The sequence below is a fragment of the Rhodanobacter sp. FDAARGOS 1247 genome (assembly GCF_016889805.1).
Taxonomy (GTDB): domain Bacteria; phylum Pseudomonadota; class Gammaproteobacteria; order Xanthomonadales; family Rhodanobacteraceae; genus Rhodanobacter.
In genome coordinates, this window is sequence record NZ_CP069535.1 from 396,787 (window position 1) to 412,685 (window position 15,899).

Here is a 15,899-nt window from a genome sequence, read left to right on the forward strand (position 1 = left end):
AAGGTGGATGCATGGTGCGCCCGGACGCCCATCGGATAAATGCTCAATAATGGCCATCACCATTCAATCAACGGCAACAATGGCCATGGACCGACTCGAAGCGATGCGGTTGTATACGCGGATCGTCGAACTGGGCAGTTTCACCGCCGCGGCGGACGATCTGAACCTGCCGCGCGCCACCGTCACCCATGCGATCAAGCGGCTGGAAGCCCGGCTCGGCGCGCAACTGCTGTTGCGCACCACCCGGCGCGTGCGCAGTACCCGCGATGGCGAGACCTATTACGGGCATTGCGTGCGGCTGCTGGCCGACATGGACGAGGTCGAGGCGGACTTCCGCGAGGCCCTGGTGCAGCCGAAGGGCCGCCTGCGGGTCGACCTGCCGGCGACGCTGGCGCGGCTGCTGGTGATTCCCGCGCTGCGCGATTTCTTCGCGCGCTACCCGCAGATCCAGCTCGACATAGGTACCGGCGACCGCTTCGTCGACCTGGTCCGCGAAGGCGTCGATTGCGTGCTGCGCATCGGCGAGCTGGGCGATTCGGGCATGATCGGCCGCCGCGTGGGCGTATTGCAGCAGGTCACCGTGGCCAGCGCCGCCTACGTGCGCCGGCACGGTCAGCCCGAGTCACTGGCCGCGCTGCACGATGGCCACCTGGCGGTGAACTGGGTGTCGCCGACCACCCATCGTGCCGAGCCACTGGAATTCATGGTGGGCCGCAAGCGGCGCGAAGTGACCTTGCCCGGTTGCGTCAGCGTCAGCGGCGTGGATGCCTACCTCGGCTGTTGCGAGGCCGGCCTGGGCATCGCGCAGATGCCGCGCTATCGCATCGGCGATGAATTGAAGAGCGGCCGCCTGCGCGAAATCCTGCCGGCACATCCGCCGCCGCCGTTGCCGATGACCATCCTGTATCCGCAGCAGCGGCAGATGCCCGCGCGCCTGCGCGTGTTCGTCGACTGGCTGGTGGAGTTGACGGCGGAGCAGCGCTGATCAGGAGCGAATCCCGGCCTGAGCCTCCCTGCCGCAGGGAAGCCAGCCATCAGGAAGCGCGGGGTGGGCCGGGGCGTGGCGCGCTGGTGCCCAGCGTGTCGCTGGTCAGCGGGGCGCCGGCGGTGATCAGGGCGCCGCGCTGCTCGGCCAGCGGCAGGCGCAGCATGCAGTCCTCGAAGCGGGCCAGTTTCTGGAACGCGGGCTGGGCCTGTACCTGCGCCACCAGGGCGGCCATCAGCGGCCAGCGTTCGGGATCGATCGCGTAGCGCACGAACGAGGCGGTGCGGAAGAAGCTGGCGAGGCTGATGTCGGCGATCGACAGTGCGCCGAACACGAAGCCGTCGTCGGGCAGTTGCTGCTCCAGATAATCGAGCGCGGCGGGGATCTCCACTTCGAGCGCGTGCTGTACCACGACCTCGTTCGGGGCTTCGCCGAAGATGTGGCGCTTGATCGCCAGCTGGTGGAACAGCCGCCAGATCAGGCCGTCGGCCAGCCGCGTGTCGGCGTACTCCTCCAGCCAGCGGGCGCGGGCGCGATCGGCGATGTCGCGGGGATAGAGCGAGAGCGTGGGGTGCTGGTCCTCCAGGTACTGGCAGATCACGCTGGAGTCGCTGAGCACCAGGTCGCCATCCACCAGTACCGGGATGCGGCGCAGCGGGCTGAGCCGGCTGAATTCGTCGTTGCCGACGAACGGTGCGATCGGATCGACTTCGTATTCCAGCCCCTTCAGTTCGAGGCAGGCCAGTACCTTGCGCACGTAAGGGGAAATGTAGTTGCCGATGATTCTGAGGCGCTGCGTCACGGGGCATCTCCTCCGGAACGGATGCCGCAGCGTGCGATGGCCGCCGCCCGCGCGTCAAGCTGGCCGGCCCGCGGCGCCGTGGTCGGTCGTCACGAGGCGACCGATATCCGTGCGGCAGCGTATTTTTGCAGCATGGGCCCACAGTCGGGACCAATGGCAGGGGTGTCATTGGTCATGCGCACGCTAGCATCAGGTGTTCGGTACATCTGGGCCAGGGTCGGCAGTCGCAGCAATCCGCTTTCGCAAGGGGAACGCAACATGAGTTTGATGATCGGCAGTTCGCGCGTGCTGGGTGCGCTGGTATTGGGGTCGTTGTCCGCCGGTGTCGCCGCGCAGGGGCGAACCCTGAGCGCGAACGACTATGCGCAGGCAGAGCGTTTCATGGGTTACAACACCGCGCCGCTGGTCGACCACGCGGTGCAGAAGGTCGACTGGCTCGACGCCGGTCATTTCTGGTACGTCGACCACGACGCCACCGGCGACCACTTCGTCCGGATGGACGTGGCCGGTGGCAAGACCGCGCCGTTGTTCGACCAGGCCAAGCTGGCGGCAGCGCTGGGCAAGGTCGGCGGCAAAAGTGTCGACGCCGGCAAGCTGCCGGTGCGCAGCTACAAGCTGATGGCCGACGGCCGCATCGATGTCGGTGTGCGGGGCAAGCATTACGCGTGTGACCTCGCCGCCGTCGAGGCCAGCTGCGCCGATCTTTCGAAGCTGGTGAAGACCGGCGACGAGCCGGGTGCGCTGTCGCCTGATGGCAGGAGCGAGGCGTTCATCCGCGACTGGAACCTGTGGCTGCGCGACGTCGCCAGCGGCAGGGAAACCCAGCTCACCACCGATGGCGTCGAAGACTTCGGCTACGCCACCGACAACGCCGGCTGGAAACACACCGACAACGCGATCGTCGAGTGGTCGCCCGATTCGAAGCAGATCGCCACCTTCCAGCAGGACCAGCGCAAGACCGGCGAGATGTACCTGGTCAGCACCCGGGTCGGCCATCCGAAGCTGGAGAAGTGGAAGTACCCGCTGGTCGGCGACAAGGACGTGACGATGATCGAGCGCGTCATCATCGATGTCGCCGCGAAGAAGGTCACCCGCCTGCAGATGCCGCCGGATCAGCACCGCTCCAGCCTGTGCGACGACGTCAGCTGCGGCCCCGAGGGTGGCTGGGACGACGTGAAGTGGGCGGCCGACGGCAAGACCCTGGCCTTCGTCTCCACCTCGCGCGACCACAAGCACGAATGGTTCCGCATCGCCGACACCGCCACCGGCAAGGTGCGCACCGTGTTCGAGGAGAAGGTGCCGACGTATTACGAGAGCGGCAACGGCGCGGTGAACTGGCGCTACCTGCCCGAGACCCACGAGGCGATCTGGTTCAGCGAGCGCAACAACTGGGGCAACCTGTATCTCTACGACCTCAACACCGGCAAGCTCAAGCGCGCGATCACCAAGGGCGACGGCAACGTCACCGAGGTGCTGAAGCTCGATGCGAAGACGCGCACCGTGTGGTTCCGCGGCGTCGGCCGCACGGCGGGCGTGAATCCCTACTACCAGCAGTTTTTCAAGGTCAGCCTGGACGGCGGCAAGCCGGTGCTGCTGACGCCGGAAGCAGCCGACCACACGGTCACGCTGTCGCCGGACGGCAAGGCCTTCGTCGACGCGTACTCCACCCCCACCACGCCGCCGGTCACCGTGCTGCGCAGCGCCGACGACGGCCGCAAGCTGGCCGACGTGGCCACCGCCGACATCACCCGGCTGAAGGCCACCGGCTGGGTGCCGCCGATTCCGTTCACGGTGAAGGGCCGCGACGGCAAGACCGACCTGTACGGCATGATGTTCAAGCCGAGCCACTTCGATGCCTCGAAGAAATATCCGATCATCGACTACATCTACCCGGGTCCGCAGACCGGTTCGGTGCGCGGGCGCAGCTTCTCCTCCGCCCGCGCCGACCACCAGTCGATGGCCGAGCTGGGCTTCATCGTGGTGGCGATCGACGGCATGGGCACGCCGTGGCGTTCGAAGGCCTTCCACGACGCCTACTTCGAGCGTGTCGAGGACAACACCTTGCCCGACCAGGTGGCCGGGCTGAAGGAGCTGGGCAAGAAATATCCGTGGATCGATCTCGACCGCGTCGGCGTGTGGGGCCACTCCGGCGGCGGCAACGCCACCGCAGGCGCGATGTTCCACCACCCGGACGTCTTCAAGGTCGGCTGGGCCGAGAGCGGCAACCACGACAACCGCAACTACGAGGACGACTGGGCCGAGAAGTGGCAGGGCCTGCTGGTCACCGACAAGGACGGCAAGACCAACTATGACGCCCAGGCCAACCAGAGTTTCGCCAAGGACCTCAAGGGCCACCTGATGCTGGTGCACGGCACGATGGACGACAACGTGCCGCCGTCGAACACCTTGCTGGTGGTCGATGCGCTGATCAAGGCGAACCGCAACTTTGATTTGCTGATGATCCCCAACGCCCACCACGGTTACGGCGAAGCCACTCCGTATGCCACCCGTCGCCGCTGGGATTACTTCGTGCAGTACCTGGCCGGCAATACGCCGCCGGTGGAGTATCAGCTGAAGGCGTGGCCCTGGCGTTGAACCCGGGCTCGACGCCGTGACGACACGGCGTCGAGCCAACTCGGAGGATTGCCCTGATCCTCAGCGCAGGCTGGTCTTCTGCGCCAGCCCCTTGGCCAGGGCTTCGTCCAGCAACTCGCTCATCGACTGATCGGCCGCCTGCTGCGCCTGCTGTTGCTGGCGGTCGATTGCCTCTTGCTGCTTCTCGAAGCCGGCCTGTTGGGCTTCCAGCGCCTGTTGCTGGGCGGCCAGGCGTGCTTCCAGTTCGGCGTGGCGTTGGTCGAGCCGCGCCTGCGCCGCGTCCATCTCGTCCTGCCGTGCATCAAGTTTGCGCTGCTGCGCCTGTGAATCCGCTCCGTTCGCAACGACCGAGGCGATCTGCGCCGCCATCTTCGCCTGTTGCCGCGCCAGCCCGGCCTGTTCCCGTGCGAAGGCGGCATCCTGCGCAGCAAGCCCGGCCTGCCGGCCGGCGATCGCGCCCTGCTGGCCGGCGAGCTCGCCCTGTTGCCGGGCCAGCGCGGTCACCGGTGCGTAGATGCGGCTGGCACGTTCCAGCATGGCCTTGTCGTGGATCACGTAGGCCTCGCTGCCGCGACGAAACCACAGTATCGACTTGTTGGTGGCGCGGAGCTTCTTCACTGTATCGAGATCGGCGTTCGAGCCGTTGATGGTGATCATCGAGTCGCCATTGAACAGGGCGAAGCCATTGTTCGCGTGATCCGTGGTGTCGATGCTGACGTGCTGCGCCGAGAAGCCGCTGTCGCGAGGCGGTGCCGGCGGCGCGGGAGGCGGCGGTGGCGGCGGCGGTGGGCTCATCGCCGGCAGTGCCGGCGGGGCCGGTGGCGGTGGTGGCGGCGTGACGGACGGGGCGGACGAATGCATCGGCGCCATGGGGGCGAGCGGTGCCAACGGTGCCGTGCTGGTCACCGCCGCCTTGGCGTTGTCGTGCTGGTTGCTGGCGGCGGTGACGCGGTAGGGCAGCACGCCGATCAGGGCGATCGCGGCGACGAGCAGCCAGCCGCGTGTGCGGGACGTTGGCTGGTTTGCGGTTTGCTGAAGCATGGTCAGTCGCCTCTTCAGGTTGTGGAAGGTGGGGGATGCGCCGGCCAGGCCGGCATGGACGGGTTGCGCCACGCCGAGGCGCAACAGCAGGCGGCCGTAGTCCTGTGGCGTGGCCTGGTCGTGCAGCACGACCTGCGCGTCGCAGGCCGACTCGCGGTTCAGTGCGTATTCGCGCATCGCCCAGCGCACCAGCGGGTGGAAGCAGAACAGCCACTGCGCGAGCGCCGGAATCCAGCCCAGCCAGAGGTCGCCGCGGCGCAGGTGGACAAGTTCGTGGGCCAGCGCCATCGAGGACTCGTCGGCATTCAGCGCGTCGCGCGCCGGCAGCAGCACGGTGGGCTGCCACAGGCCGATGACCTGGGGCGACACGATCGCGTCGGATACGCGAAGCTGCGGGCAGCGGCGCAGGCCGAGTTGGCGGGACTTGCGCAGGCACAGCGCCTGCATCGCCCGGTCGCCGATCGCTTGCGAGTCGTGCAGAACCTGTCGCGTGGCGCGCCATTCGCGCAGGCTGCGCGAGGCCAGCCACAGCAGCGCGGCCAGCCACAGCGCGACCACCGCGGCACGCCAGGAAAGCACGGGTGTGGTGGCCACGGTGGTGGGCGAGGTATGCAGCACGGTCTCATGGCCGGCCAGCACCGTGGCGTTGTAGGAGACCGGATGAGCAACCTGCACCGTCGCTTCCACCGCCGGCGCCGGCAACCACGGAAGTTCCACCGGTGCATGCCACAGCAGGCCCAGCAGCAGCTGGGCGCCAACCAGCCACCACAAGGTGCAGCGCATCGCCGACGACAAGCGCGGCAGCAATCGTCCAAGCAGGTAGACCAGGCCGATCAGGCCGATTGCCTGGATGGACGTCCATAGCATGCGGGTGAGCAGGGTCTCGGCCAGCGCGTTCAGTGCATCCATCTCACGACTCCTTGCGGCGTGACTGCAGCTGGGACACCAGCGCTTCCAGCTCGGCCAGTTCGTCGTCGCTGACCTCGGCGCGCTCGGACATCCACGCCACGAACGGCGAGACCGAGCCGCTCAGGGTCTTTTCGACGAAGCTGCCCACCGCGCTGCGCATCGCCTCGCCGGCGCCGGTGACCGTGCTGTAGCGGAACATGCCGCGCAGTTGCCTGCGCTTGAGAAAGCCCTTGCCGCGCAGCCGCTCCATCATCGTCAGCACGGTGGAGCGGGCCAGCCCGCGCGGCTCGCCGAAGCTGGCAGCGACTTCGCCGACCGAGGCCGCGCCGCATTCATCGATGTGCTGCAGCAGCGCCAGTTCCTGGTCGCCGATGGAGGGTTTGCGCATGACGGGTTTCGCTTGACTACAGTTGTAGGCAAGCTACGCCATGACTACAGGCGTAGTCAAGTGCCGTTCGATCGGGGCCGGGTGACGCTTCGACTCCGCCCGCCTTTCCGTATCCCCGGTCCCCGCTCAGAACGCCATGTCGAACGCCACCTCGCCCTGCACGCCGACCTGATACGCCGACACCCGGCGCTCGAAGAAGTTGGCCAGTTCCTGCACGTCCTGCAGGTCCATGAAGTCGAACGGGTTCTTCGCGCCGTACTTCTTCGGCAGGTCGAGCTGGGCGAAGCGCTGGTCGGCGCAGTATTCCAGGTACTGGCGCATGTCCTTCACCGACATGCCGGCCACGCCGCCGGACAACACGTCTTCGGCGAAGCGGGTTTCGCAGGCGATGGCTTCCTCCATCATCTCTTCGACCTGGGTACGCATGTCTGCGTCGAACAGTTCCGGCTCCTGCTCGCGCACGGTGCGCACCACCTCGAAGGCGAACGCCATGTGGCAGCTCTCGTCGCGGAACACCCAGTTGGTGCCGGCCGCCAGGCCGTGCAGCAGGCCGCGCGAGCGCAGGTAATAGACGTAGGCGAACGCAGCGTAGAAGAACAGCCCTTCGATGCAGGCGGCGAAGCAGATCAGGTTGAGCAGGAACTGGCGCCGGTGCGCGCGCGTCTCCAGCCTCTGCAGGCCCTGGATCGAGTCGATCCACTTGAAGCAGAACGCGCCCTTCTGCCGGATCGACGGAATCGTCTCGATCGCCGCGAACGCGGCGTTGCGCTCGGCAGGGTCAGGGATGTAGGTGTCGAGCAGGGTGAGATAGAACTGCACGTGCAGCGCTTCCTCGTACAACTGGCGCGACAGGTACATGCGCGCTTCCGGCGCGTTGATGTGCTGGTACAGGTTCAGCACCAGGTTGTTCGACACGATGGTGTCGCCGGTGGCGAAGAACGCCACCAGGCGCTGGATCAGGTGACGGTCGGCCGGCGACATCTTCGTGTCGAGGTCGCGCGTGTCCATCGAGAAGTCGACCTCCTCGACCGTCCAGGTGTTCCTGATCGCGTTGCGGTACATCTCGTAGAAGCCGGGATAGCGCATCGGGCGCAGGGTGAGTTCGAAACCGGGGTCGAGGATGTGGGCGTTGCGGGTGGGGTGGGCGGACATGGTGTGGCTCCTCGGATACATGGATTTTCGTTTGTCATCCCGGCGAAAGCCGGGATCCAGCGACTTTTGCCTACGCGTCGTCACGGTGGAAACCGAAGGCGCTGGATTCCAGCTTCCGCTGGAATGACGGGATTGAAGGGTTGCGGAGAAGATGGCGATGAGGGAGCGCCGACCGTGTGTCTACCTGCTTGCCAGCCGGCGCAGCGGCACGTTGTACGCTGGCGTAACCTCCAATCTCCCCGCACGCATCTGGCAGCATCGAAACAACGTGGTGGAGGGTTTCACCAGGCAACATCACGTGCACGATCTCGTCTGGTTCGAGCTGCATGAAACGATGGAATCCGCGATCACGCGCGAGAAGGCGATCAAGGCGTGGAAGCGGGTCTGGAAGATCGGGCTCATCGAGAAATCCAATCCGTATTGGCGTGACTTATATGCGCAAATAGGCGTGTGACCCCCACGCCGTCGTCCCGGCGAACGCAGGGACCCAGTGCCTCTGCGTCGCGCCGGAAGACGCTGGATTCCAGCGTTCGCTGGAATGACGGTGGGGTGCCTTACAACTTTCGCGCATAGTCGTCATGCACGAAGCGGCTGACATAGGTGGCGAGACCGCGGCCGGCACGCGCGAGTTGCTGCATGTTCGCGACGTGCTCGGGGCCGGTGGCCTTGTCGGTGTATTCGTAGGTGTCGCCATTGACGAAGCGGATGCGGATGAAACCGTCACTGCACTCGTAGGCGGTGACGCCGGAGTTGCCGTCGAGGTTCCGGTAGCGTTTCATCGCGACACCTCTCGCGTTATTGGCAGGCTTCGCAATACTCGGGGTTCTCCAGTGAACAAAACACCGCGGCGGTGGCCTGGGCCTGGTCGGGCAGCGCCGAGACGGTGGTCTTGGCGATCTTCGTCGCCGGTCGCGAGCGCAGGTAGTAGGTGGTCTTGATGCCGGCCTTCCACGCGTACATGTACATCGAGCTCAGCTGGCCGATGTTCGGGTTTTCCATGAACAGGTTCAGCGACTGGCTCTGGTCGATGTAGGCACCGCGCGAAGCGGCCAGTTCGATCAGCGCCTTCTGCGGCAGTTCCCATACGGTGCGGTAGATCTGGCGCAGACGCTCGGGGATCGCGGTGATGCCTTGCACGGAGCCTTCCGCCAGCTTGATCGCGTCGCGGATGTCGGACGTCCACAGCCCGAGCGCCTTCAGCTCGTCGGCCAGATGGCGGTTCACCTGCAGGAAATCGCCGGAAAGCGTCTCGCGCTTGAACAGGTTGCTCACCTGCGGCTCGATGCATTCGTAGCAGCCGGCGATGGACGCGATGGTCGCGGTGGGGGCGATCGCGATCAGCAGCGAGTTGCGCAGGCCATGTTGTTTGATCTGTTCGCGCAGCGCATCCCAGCGCGTGTCGTCGTGTGGCGTGGCCTGCGGCCAGTGGTCGAACTGCAGCTCGCCGCTGGCCGCGCGGCTTTCGGCGAAACCGGGATGGGCGCCTTCGGCTTCGGCCAGTTCGCACGACTGCGACAGCGCGTGGAAGTAGATCTCCTCGGCGATTCGGGTGGACAACGCCAGCGCCTCGGCGGAGTCGAATGGCAGGCGCAGCTTGAAGAACACGTCCTGCAGACCCATCACGCCGAGGCCCACCGGCCGCCACTTCATGTTCGCGCTGCGCGCGGTGGCGATCGGGTAGTGGTTGAGGTCGATCACCCGATTGAGCTGGCGCACGGCCGTGCGCACGGTCGAGGCGAGTTGGTCGAAGTCGAACGCGCCATCGCGCACGTGCCGCGCCAGGTTCACCGAGCCGAGGTTGCACACGGCCGTCTCGTTGGCCGAGCTGACTTCTAGAATCTCGGTGCACAGGTTGGACAGGTGGATCACGTTTTCGGCTTTGGCCGTCTGGTTGGACGTGGCGTTGCAGCGGTCCTTGAAGGTCATCCAGCCGTTGCCGGTCTGCGCCAGCGTACGCATCATGCGGGCGTACAGCTCGCGCGCCTTCACGGCTTTCACGGCGAGTCCGTCGGCTTCGGCCTTGCGATACGCGGTGTCGAATGTCTCGCCCCAACTGTCGACGAAGTGTGGCACCACCTTCGGATCGAACAGCGACCAATCGCCGTCGCTCTCGACCCGGCGCATGAATTCGTCGGGAATCCAGTTCGCGATGTTGAGGTTGTGCGCGCGGCGCGCATCGTCGCCGGTGTTGTCGCGCAGTTCGAGGAAGTCCTCGATGTCGGCGTGCCACGATTCCAGGTACACACAGGCCGCACCCTTGCGCTTGCCGCCCTGGTTCACCGCGGCGACCGACGCGTCCAGCGTCTTCAGCCACGGCAGCAGGCCGTTGGAGTGGCCGTTGGTGCCCTTGATCAGCGAGCCGCGCGAGCGCACCCGCGAATAGGCCAGGCCGATGCCGCCGGCGAACTTGCTGAGCTTGGCCACGTCGGCGTATTTGTCGTAGATCGACTCCAGCGAATCGACCGGCGAGTCGAGCAGGTAGCACGAGGAGAGCTGCTCGTGCGCGGTGCCGGCGTTGAACAGGGTGGGCGAGCTGGCGATGTATTCCAGCGAGGACAACAGGCGGTACAGCTCCAGCGTCTCGCCGATCTCGTTGCCGCCCAGCGCGCAGGCGATGCGCATGAAGAAGTGCTGCGGCGTCTCGATCACCAGGCGCTGCTGCGGGTGGCGCAGCAGGTAGCGGTCGTACACCGTGCGCAGACCGAAGTATTCGAAACGGCGGGTGGCCAGCGGGTCGATCGCGTCGTTCAACTTGCGCGCGTTGGCGGCCACGAAGTCGCGCAAACGATCGTTGAGGATGCCCAGCTCGGCACCGCGCGCGATCGACTGCGAGTAGCTCTGGATTTCCTGGCCGCTGACTTCCTTGTCGATGTACGCGCCGAGCAGGCGCGCGGCAAGCTGGCCGTATTCCGGCTCTTCCGCGGTCAGCGCGGCCGCGGTGCGGATCGACAGCTGATCGAGTTCCTGCGTGGTGGCGCCGTCGTACAGGCCGCCGATGGTCTTCAGCGCGACCCGTAGCGGATCGACGCCGTGCAGGCCCTCTGCGCTGCGCGTCACCGCGCGCACGATCTTGTTGACGTCGACGGCTTCCTGGCCGCCGTTGCGCTTGGTCACGTGCATGGAGGCCGCGCTGTGCGGCGGGGTCAGCGCGAATGCGGCTTCATCGGCGGACGGGCTGGGGGATTCGGCGCGCGCGACGGCGCGCTCGCGTTCGGCGGTATCGAGGGCTTGCATGGCGGTTGGCTCCGGCGAAGGACATCAAACGCCTGCTCCCGCGCGCAGGGCCTGATAGCGACGGATTCCGGAGGCGACGCGCAAGCGGACGCCGGGCGGCGACCTGCTCCACGACGCACTTCCCCGCGGAAGCCGTCACTACGCAACGGGACACGTTCGTCCCGCTGTGTCGGCAGGTCTTCGGACTTGCGGACGAGGATCAGAGCGATCCGCCTAGTTGCTCCCGCTTCCCAGCCGCTGAGGGCCAGTGCATGTGGGCGCGTTCGTTTCCGCTTTACCGCTGCGGGGCAGTTCCGGAGTCACACCGGATTCCCTTTTAAGCCCGACCGATGTCGCATCTGGTCGGGCACCGACGGACACAACATATCGGGTGGCCCGGACAGGGTCAACCCAACAAGTTGTGCATAAGTCGGGGCGAAAGCCGCTTGCGGCGAGCGCTGGCGCGGGCTGCCAAAAATTACAGCGCGTCGTGATCCAACTCACCGGTGCGGATGCGGATCACCTGTTCCAGCGTGCTGACGAAGATCTTGCCGTCACCGATCTTGCCGGTGCGGGCGGAGTTCTGGATCGCCTCCAGCACCCGGTCCAGCTGATCATCGGCCACCGCCACTTCCAGCTTGATCTTGGGCAGGAAGTCCACCACGTATTCGGCACCGCGATAGAGCTCGGTGTGCCCCTTCTGGCGGCCGAAACCCTTCACCTCGGTCACCGTGATGCCCTGCAGACCCACCTCTGCCAACGCCTCGCGGACATCGTCCAGCTTGAACGGCTTGATGATCGCCACGACCAGCTTCATGGGTTTGGTTCCTTGCCAGGGCATCGATTGCGTCGGAGGGCCATTTTGCCTGCCTGCCGGAACATTGTCGCCTGATCGCGACGGGTGTAGGACAATCCTTACAACTATTGATGGAGCGTACCGATGGCGACGCCGATTTGCATTCACCTAATATTCAATCCGACGAGTGCGAGGCGCTATCCATGATGGATAGGCAGGATATCGACCAGATTGCCCTGCGACTTGTGTCGTTGGTACCGCCAGGGTTGGCACAGGCGCATCAGGATTTGCGAACCAACTTCCAAGATGTTCTGGCGCAAGGATTGCGCCGCCTCGACCTGGTCACCCGCGAAGAATTCGAAGTCCAGTCCCAGGTACTGGCGCGTACGCGCGCCAAGGTCGACGAATTGGAGCGACACGTGGCCCAGTTGGAGGCCGCGGTGGCTGCCCGCGCGGGTTCGTAAAACCGCCTCCCGGGAGCCGCCTCCGATCCGTCACCCTCACCCCGAGAACGATCGGAGGCGGTTATTTATTCAGCGCTGCTGATGGAGCCGTTCCATGTCCATGCCCCTCAGCACCACGCCCTCCATGTTTCCCTTCCCGTTGTTCCATCGACCCGCGGCCGCATGAGTCTTGCCGTTACCCTCAGCCGTGCGCAGGAAGGAATCGCCGCACCGCAAGTGATGGTCGAGGTGCATCTTTCCGGTGGTCTGCCGTGTACCAACATCGTCGGCCTGCCCGAGGCTGCGGTGCGCGAGGCGCGCGATCGCGTGCGCGTGGCGATCCAGAACACCGCGTTCGAATACCCCGGTCGCCGCGTCACCGTGAATCTGGCGCCGGCGGAGCTGCCCAAGGACGGCGGCCGGTTCGACCTGCCGATCGCGCTGGGCATTCTTGCCGCCAGCGGCCAGGTGCCGCGCGAGAAACTCGACGACTGTGAATTCCTCGGCGAACTGGCGCTGAGCGGCACGCTGCGCAGCGTATCCGGCGTGCTGCCGGCGCTGCTGCGCGCGCGGGCGCGCGGGCGCCGGGTGGTGGTGCCGCGGGAGAACGCCGCCGAAGCGGCGCTGGTGGCCGATGTCGACGTGCGCGTGGCCGATACGCTGGCCGAGGTCTGCGGCTGGTTGCGCGGCGCCCACGAGCTGTCGATGCCGGTCGGCATTCCCAGCAACGGCGGCGCGGAAGATGGCCCCGACCTTGCCGACGTGCGCGGGCAGTTGCAGGCGCGTCGCGCGCTGGAAATCACCGCCGTGGGTGGCCACCACCTGCTGCTGATCGGCCCACCCGGCACCGGCAAGACCATGCTGGCCGAACGCCTGCCCGGCATCCTGCCGCCGCTGAGCGAGTCCGAAGCGCTGGAGACCTGCGCCGTGCTGTCGGTGGCCGGCCAGACGACCGACCTGGCGCACTGGCGACGGCGCCCGTTCCGTTCCCCCCATCACACGGCGTCCGCGGTGGCCCTGGTCGGCGGCGGTTCGTATCCGCGGCCGGGCGAGGTGTCGCTGGCGCACAACGGCGTGCTGTTCCTTGACGAGCTGCCGGAGTTCAGCCGGCACGTGCTGGAAGTGCTGCGCGAGCCGATGGAATCCGGCCACATCATGATCTCGCGGGCCGCGCGGCAGTCGACCTTTCCGGCCCAGTTCCAGCTGGTGGCGGCGATGAATCCGTGCCCCTGCGGTTACGCCGGCGACCCCCGCTGCCAGTGCACGCCCGATCAGATCCAGCGTTATCGCGGGCGCATTTCCGGCCCGTTGCTGGACCGCATCGACCTGTGCGTGGAAGTGCCGCCCGTACCCTTGGCCGACCTGGGTGCGCCGCGCGGCGACCGCGACGAGGACTCCGCCACGGTGCGCGCGCGCGTGCTCAACGCGCGGCGGCAATCGCTGATGCGGGCGGGTCGGCCCAATGCAGAAATCAGCACGCGTGAACTGGAGCGCGATTGTGCGTTGGGCGCACCCGAGCGGCGCTGGTTCGAGGCCGCGCTGGAGCGGCTGGGCCTGTCCGCGCGCGCCTATCACCGCGTGCTGCGGGTGGCCCGCACGATCGCCGACCTGGACGGCGGCGCCGCCCTGCTCGAACGCGAGCACCTGGCCGAGGCGCTGCAGTACCGCCGCTTCTGAGCGATGGCGAAAACCTGCGTGACTGGACGTCCCGGAGCGCGCATGTTTCGATAGCGCCCGGATCTTCCCAGGGAATGCGATGACTATCGAGCTCAGCCTGATGCTCGCCGGCATGCTGGTGATCGGCTTCCTGGCGCAGTGGCTGGCATGGCGGGTGAAACTGCCGGCAATCGTGTTCCTGCTGCTGGCCGGAATCATCCTGGGGCCGGTCAGCGGCGTGCTGCAGCCGGACAAGCTGCTGGGCGAACTGCTGTTCCCGATGGTCTCGCTGTCGGTCGCGCTGATCCTGTTCGAAGGCAGCCTGACCTTGCGCTTCCACGAATTGCCGGGCATCGGCAAGGCGGTGCGCGGGCTGGTCAGTTACGGCGCGGTGGCGTCGCTGCTGCTGCTGGCGCTGGCCGCCCACCTCGTCGCCGGACTGGCCTGGCCGATCGCCCTGCTGTTCGGCGCGCTGGCCTGCGTGACCGGGCCGACGGTGATCGCGCCGATGCTGCGCACCCTGCGCCCGAATGCCCGCATCGCCAACACGCTGCGCTGGGAAGGCATCGTGATCGACCCGCTGGGCGCACTGTTCGCGGTGCTGATCTACGAGGCCATCGTGTCGCGCCAGGAAGGGCACACCATCGGCATCTTCGTTGCCACGATCGGCTGTGGCGTAGGTATCGGTGCGCTGTCGGCGTGGACGATGGCGTTCTTCCTGCGTCGCCAGATGATTCCCGAATACCTGCAGAACTACGCGGTGCTGGCCGCGGTGCTGCTGGCCTTCAGCGTCTCCAACACGCTGACCCACGAGTCGGGCCTGCTGGCGGTGACGATCATGGGCATCGCGCTGGGCAACCTGCGCGGCGTGCACATCGACGACATCCTGGATTTCAAGGAAAGCCTGACCACGGTGCTGGTGTCGCTGCTGTTCGTCCTGCTCGCCGCCCGACTGCAATGGCCGTTGCCCGACGGCATGCTGGGCGCCGGCATCACCCTGTTCGTGATCGCGCAACTGCTGGTGCGGCCGGTGACCGTGGCGATCGCCAGCTTCGGCAGCAGCCTGAGCTGGCGCGAGCGCGCGCTGATCGGCTGGGTCGCGCCGCGCGGCATCGTGGCCGCGTCGGTGTCGGCGCTGTTCGCGCTGCGCCTCGACGCCCTGGGCGTGGCCGGTGCCGAGGCGCTGGTGCCGCTGGTGTTCACCCTGATCATCGGCACCGTGATCCTGCAGAGCGCCACCGCCCGTCCGCTGGCGATCTGGCTGAAGGTCGCCGAGCCGGAGCCGCGCGGTCTGCTGATCTTCGGTTCCGACGTCGTGGCGCGCGCGATCGGCAAGGCGCTGGACGAGGCAGGCTTCCGCGTGGTGCTGGCCGACGACGACTGGGACGGCATCCGCCTCGCGCGGATGGAGGGACGCAGCACCTTCTTCGGCAACCCCGCCTCGCCGCATGCCGAGCGGCACCTGGACCTCACCGGCATCGGCCGGTTGCTGGCGGTGTCGACCCATCGCGAGCGCAACTCGCTGGCCTGCGTGCACTACCGGCAGGAATTCGGGCGCGAAAAAGTCTACCGCCTGCGCAACCTCACGCCCCAGGAAAACACCGACCGCGCCGCGCTCGCCGGCAGCCTGCTGGCGCCGCCGCTGTTCGACGAGACGATGACCCACGGGCGCTTCGCCGAAATGCTGGAACAGGGCTGGCGGATCAAGTCGACCCGGCTCAGCGCCACCTTCGACTGGCCGCACTTCATCGAGCAATACGGCTCGAACACGGTGCTGATGTTCGGCGTCGAGGAAAAGGGCGCCCTGCGGGTGGCCTCGGCCAAGCGCGAACTGGAGCCGAAGCCCGGCTGGACCGTGATCGCGCTGGTGCCGCCCAGCGAGAAGTGAGGAACAAGAAGTGAGGAGTGAGGGAAAGCGA

At 66.7% G+C, this 15,899-nt stretch carries 13 protein-coding genes and 1 riboswitch; of the genes, 6 read left to right on the plus strand and 7 right to left on the minus strand.

Annotated features, from left to right (window positions below; all coding sequences use genetic code 11):
* The first annotated feature begins 85 nt into the window (after positions 1-85).
* The gene (locus I6J77_RS01655) at positions 86-985 is read left to right on the plus strand and encodes a LysR family transcriptional regulator (RefSeq protein ID WP_204110317.1); all 900 of its coding nucleotides are present in this window, start codon (positions 86-88) and stop codon (positions 983-985) included.
* 49 nt (positions 986-1,034) lie between these two features.
* On the opposite strand, the gene I6J77_RS01660 is transcribed toward I6J77_RS01655, so the two are convergent.
* Positions 1,035-1,787 carry a glutathione S-transferase family protein gene (locus I6J77_RS01660; RefSeq protein ID WP_204110318.1) on the minus strand — a complete coding sequence of 251 codons (753 nt, stop codon included), beginning with the start codon at positions 1,785-1,787 and terminating at the stop codon, positions 1,035-1,037.
* Between the two features lie 258 nt (positions 1,788-2,045).
* Here I6J77_RS01660 and I6J77_RS01665 point away from each other — a divergent pair, with 258 nt between their 5' ends.
* Positions 2,046-4,382, plus strand: a complete 2,337-nt coding sequence (locus I6J77_RS01665; RefSeq protein ID WP_204110319.1) for a S9 family peptidase — start codon at positions 2,046-2,048, stop codon at positions 4,380-4,382.
* Positions 4,383-4,442: 60 nt separating this feature from the next.
* Here I6J77_RS01665 and I6J77_RS01670 read toward each other — a convergent pair whose 3' ends face one another.
* The 3 genes from I6J77_RS01670 to I6J77_RS01680 form a co-directional block, all read right to left on the minus strand.
* Positions 4,443-6,332 carry a M56 family metallopeptidase gene (locus tag I6J77_RS01670; protein ID WP_204110320.1) on the minus strand — a complete coding sequence of 630 codons (1,890 nt, stop codon included), beginning with the start codon at positions 6,330-6,332 and terminating at the stop codon, positions 4,443-4,445.
* Position 6,333: 1 nt separating this feature from the next.
* A complete protein-coding gene (locus I6J77_RS01675) occupies positions 6,334-6,720 on the minus strand; it encodes a BlaI/MecI/CopY family transcriptional regulator (protein WP_204110321.1) in 387 nt (128 codons plus the stop codon).
* Positions 6,721-6,846: 126 nt separating this feature from the next.
* Complete coding sequence (locus I6J77_RS01680; RefSeq protein WP_204110322.1) at positions 6,847-7,872, minus strand: ribonucleotide-diphosphate reductase subunit beta; 1,026 nt, start codon at positions 7,870-7,872, stop codon at positions 6,847-6,849.
* Between the two features lie 157 nt (positions 7,873-8,029).
* Here I6J77_RS01680 and I6J77_RS01685 point away from each other — a divergent pair, with 157 nt between their 5' ends.
* Positions 8,030-8,326, plus strand: coding sequence for a GIY-YIG nuclease family protein (locus I6J77_RS01685; protein WP_204110323.1), 297 nt, complete (start codon positions 8,030-8,032; stop codon positions 8,324-8,326).
* A gap of 100 nt (positions 8,327-8,426) precedes the next feature.
* Here the strand turns inward: I6J77_RS01685 and I6J77_RS01690 are convergent, their stop codons facing one another.
* From I6J77_RS01690 to glnK, 3 genes are all read right to left on the minus strand, one after another.
* Positions 8,427-8,651 carry a hypothetical protein gene (locus I6J77_RS01690; protein ID WP_204110324.1) on the minus strand — a complete coding sequence of 75 codons (225 nt, stop codon included), beginning with the start codon at positions 8,649-8,651 and terminating at the stop codon, positions 8,427-8,429.
* Between the two features lie 16 nt (positions 8,652-8,667).
* Positions 8,668-11,106: a ribonucleoside-diphosphate reductase subunit alpha gene (locus I6J77_RS01695; RefSeq protein WP_204110325.1), complete on the minus strand. Its 2,439-nt coding sequence runs from the start codon at positions 11,104-11,106 to the stop codon at positions 8,668-8,670.
* Between the two features lie 153 nt (positions 11,107-11,259).
* A riboswitch (cobalamin riboswitch) is annotated at positions 11,260-11,475 on the minus strand.
* Positions 11,476-11,563: 88 nt separating this feature from the next.
* The gene (gene glnK / locus I6J77_RS01700) at positions 11,564-11,902 is read right to left on the minus strand and encodes a P-II family nitrogen regulator (protein ID WP_056717431.1); all 339 of its coding nucleotides are present in this window, start codon (positions 11,900-11,902) and stop codon (positions 11,564-11,566) included.
* 182 nt (positions 11,903-12,084) lie between these two features.
* Between glnK and I6J77_RS01705 the strand changes: the two genes are divergently transcribed.
* The 3 genes from I6J77_RS01705 (at position 12,085) to I6J77_RS01715 (ending at position 15,868) form a co-directional block, all read left to right on the plus strand.
* On the plus strand, positions 12,085-12,345 hold the full coding sequence (locus tag I6J77_RS01705) for an accessory factor UbiK family protein (protein ID WP_040672624.1): 261 nt from the start codon (positions 12,085-12,087) through the stop codon (positions 12,343-12,345).
* Between the two features lie 162 nt (positions 12,346-12,507).
* Entirely contained in the window at positions 12,508-14,001 is a 1,494-nt protein-coding gene (locus I6J77_RS01710) for a YifB family Mg chelatase-like AAA ATPase (RefSeq protein ID WP_082585288.1), read from the plus strand.
* A gap of 79 nt (positions 14,002-14,080) precedes the next feature.
* Positions 14,081-15,868, plus strand: a complete 1,788-nt coding sequence (locus I6J77_RS01715; RefSeq protein ID WP_204110326.1) for a sodium:proton antiporter — start codon at positions 14,081-14,083, stop codon at positions 15,866-15,868.
* Positions 15,869-15,899 lie beyond the last annotated feature (31 nt).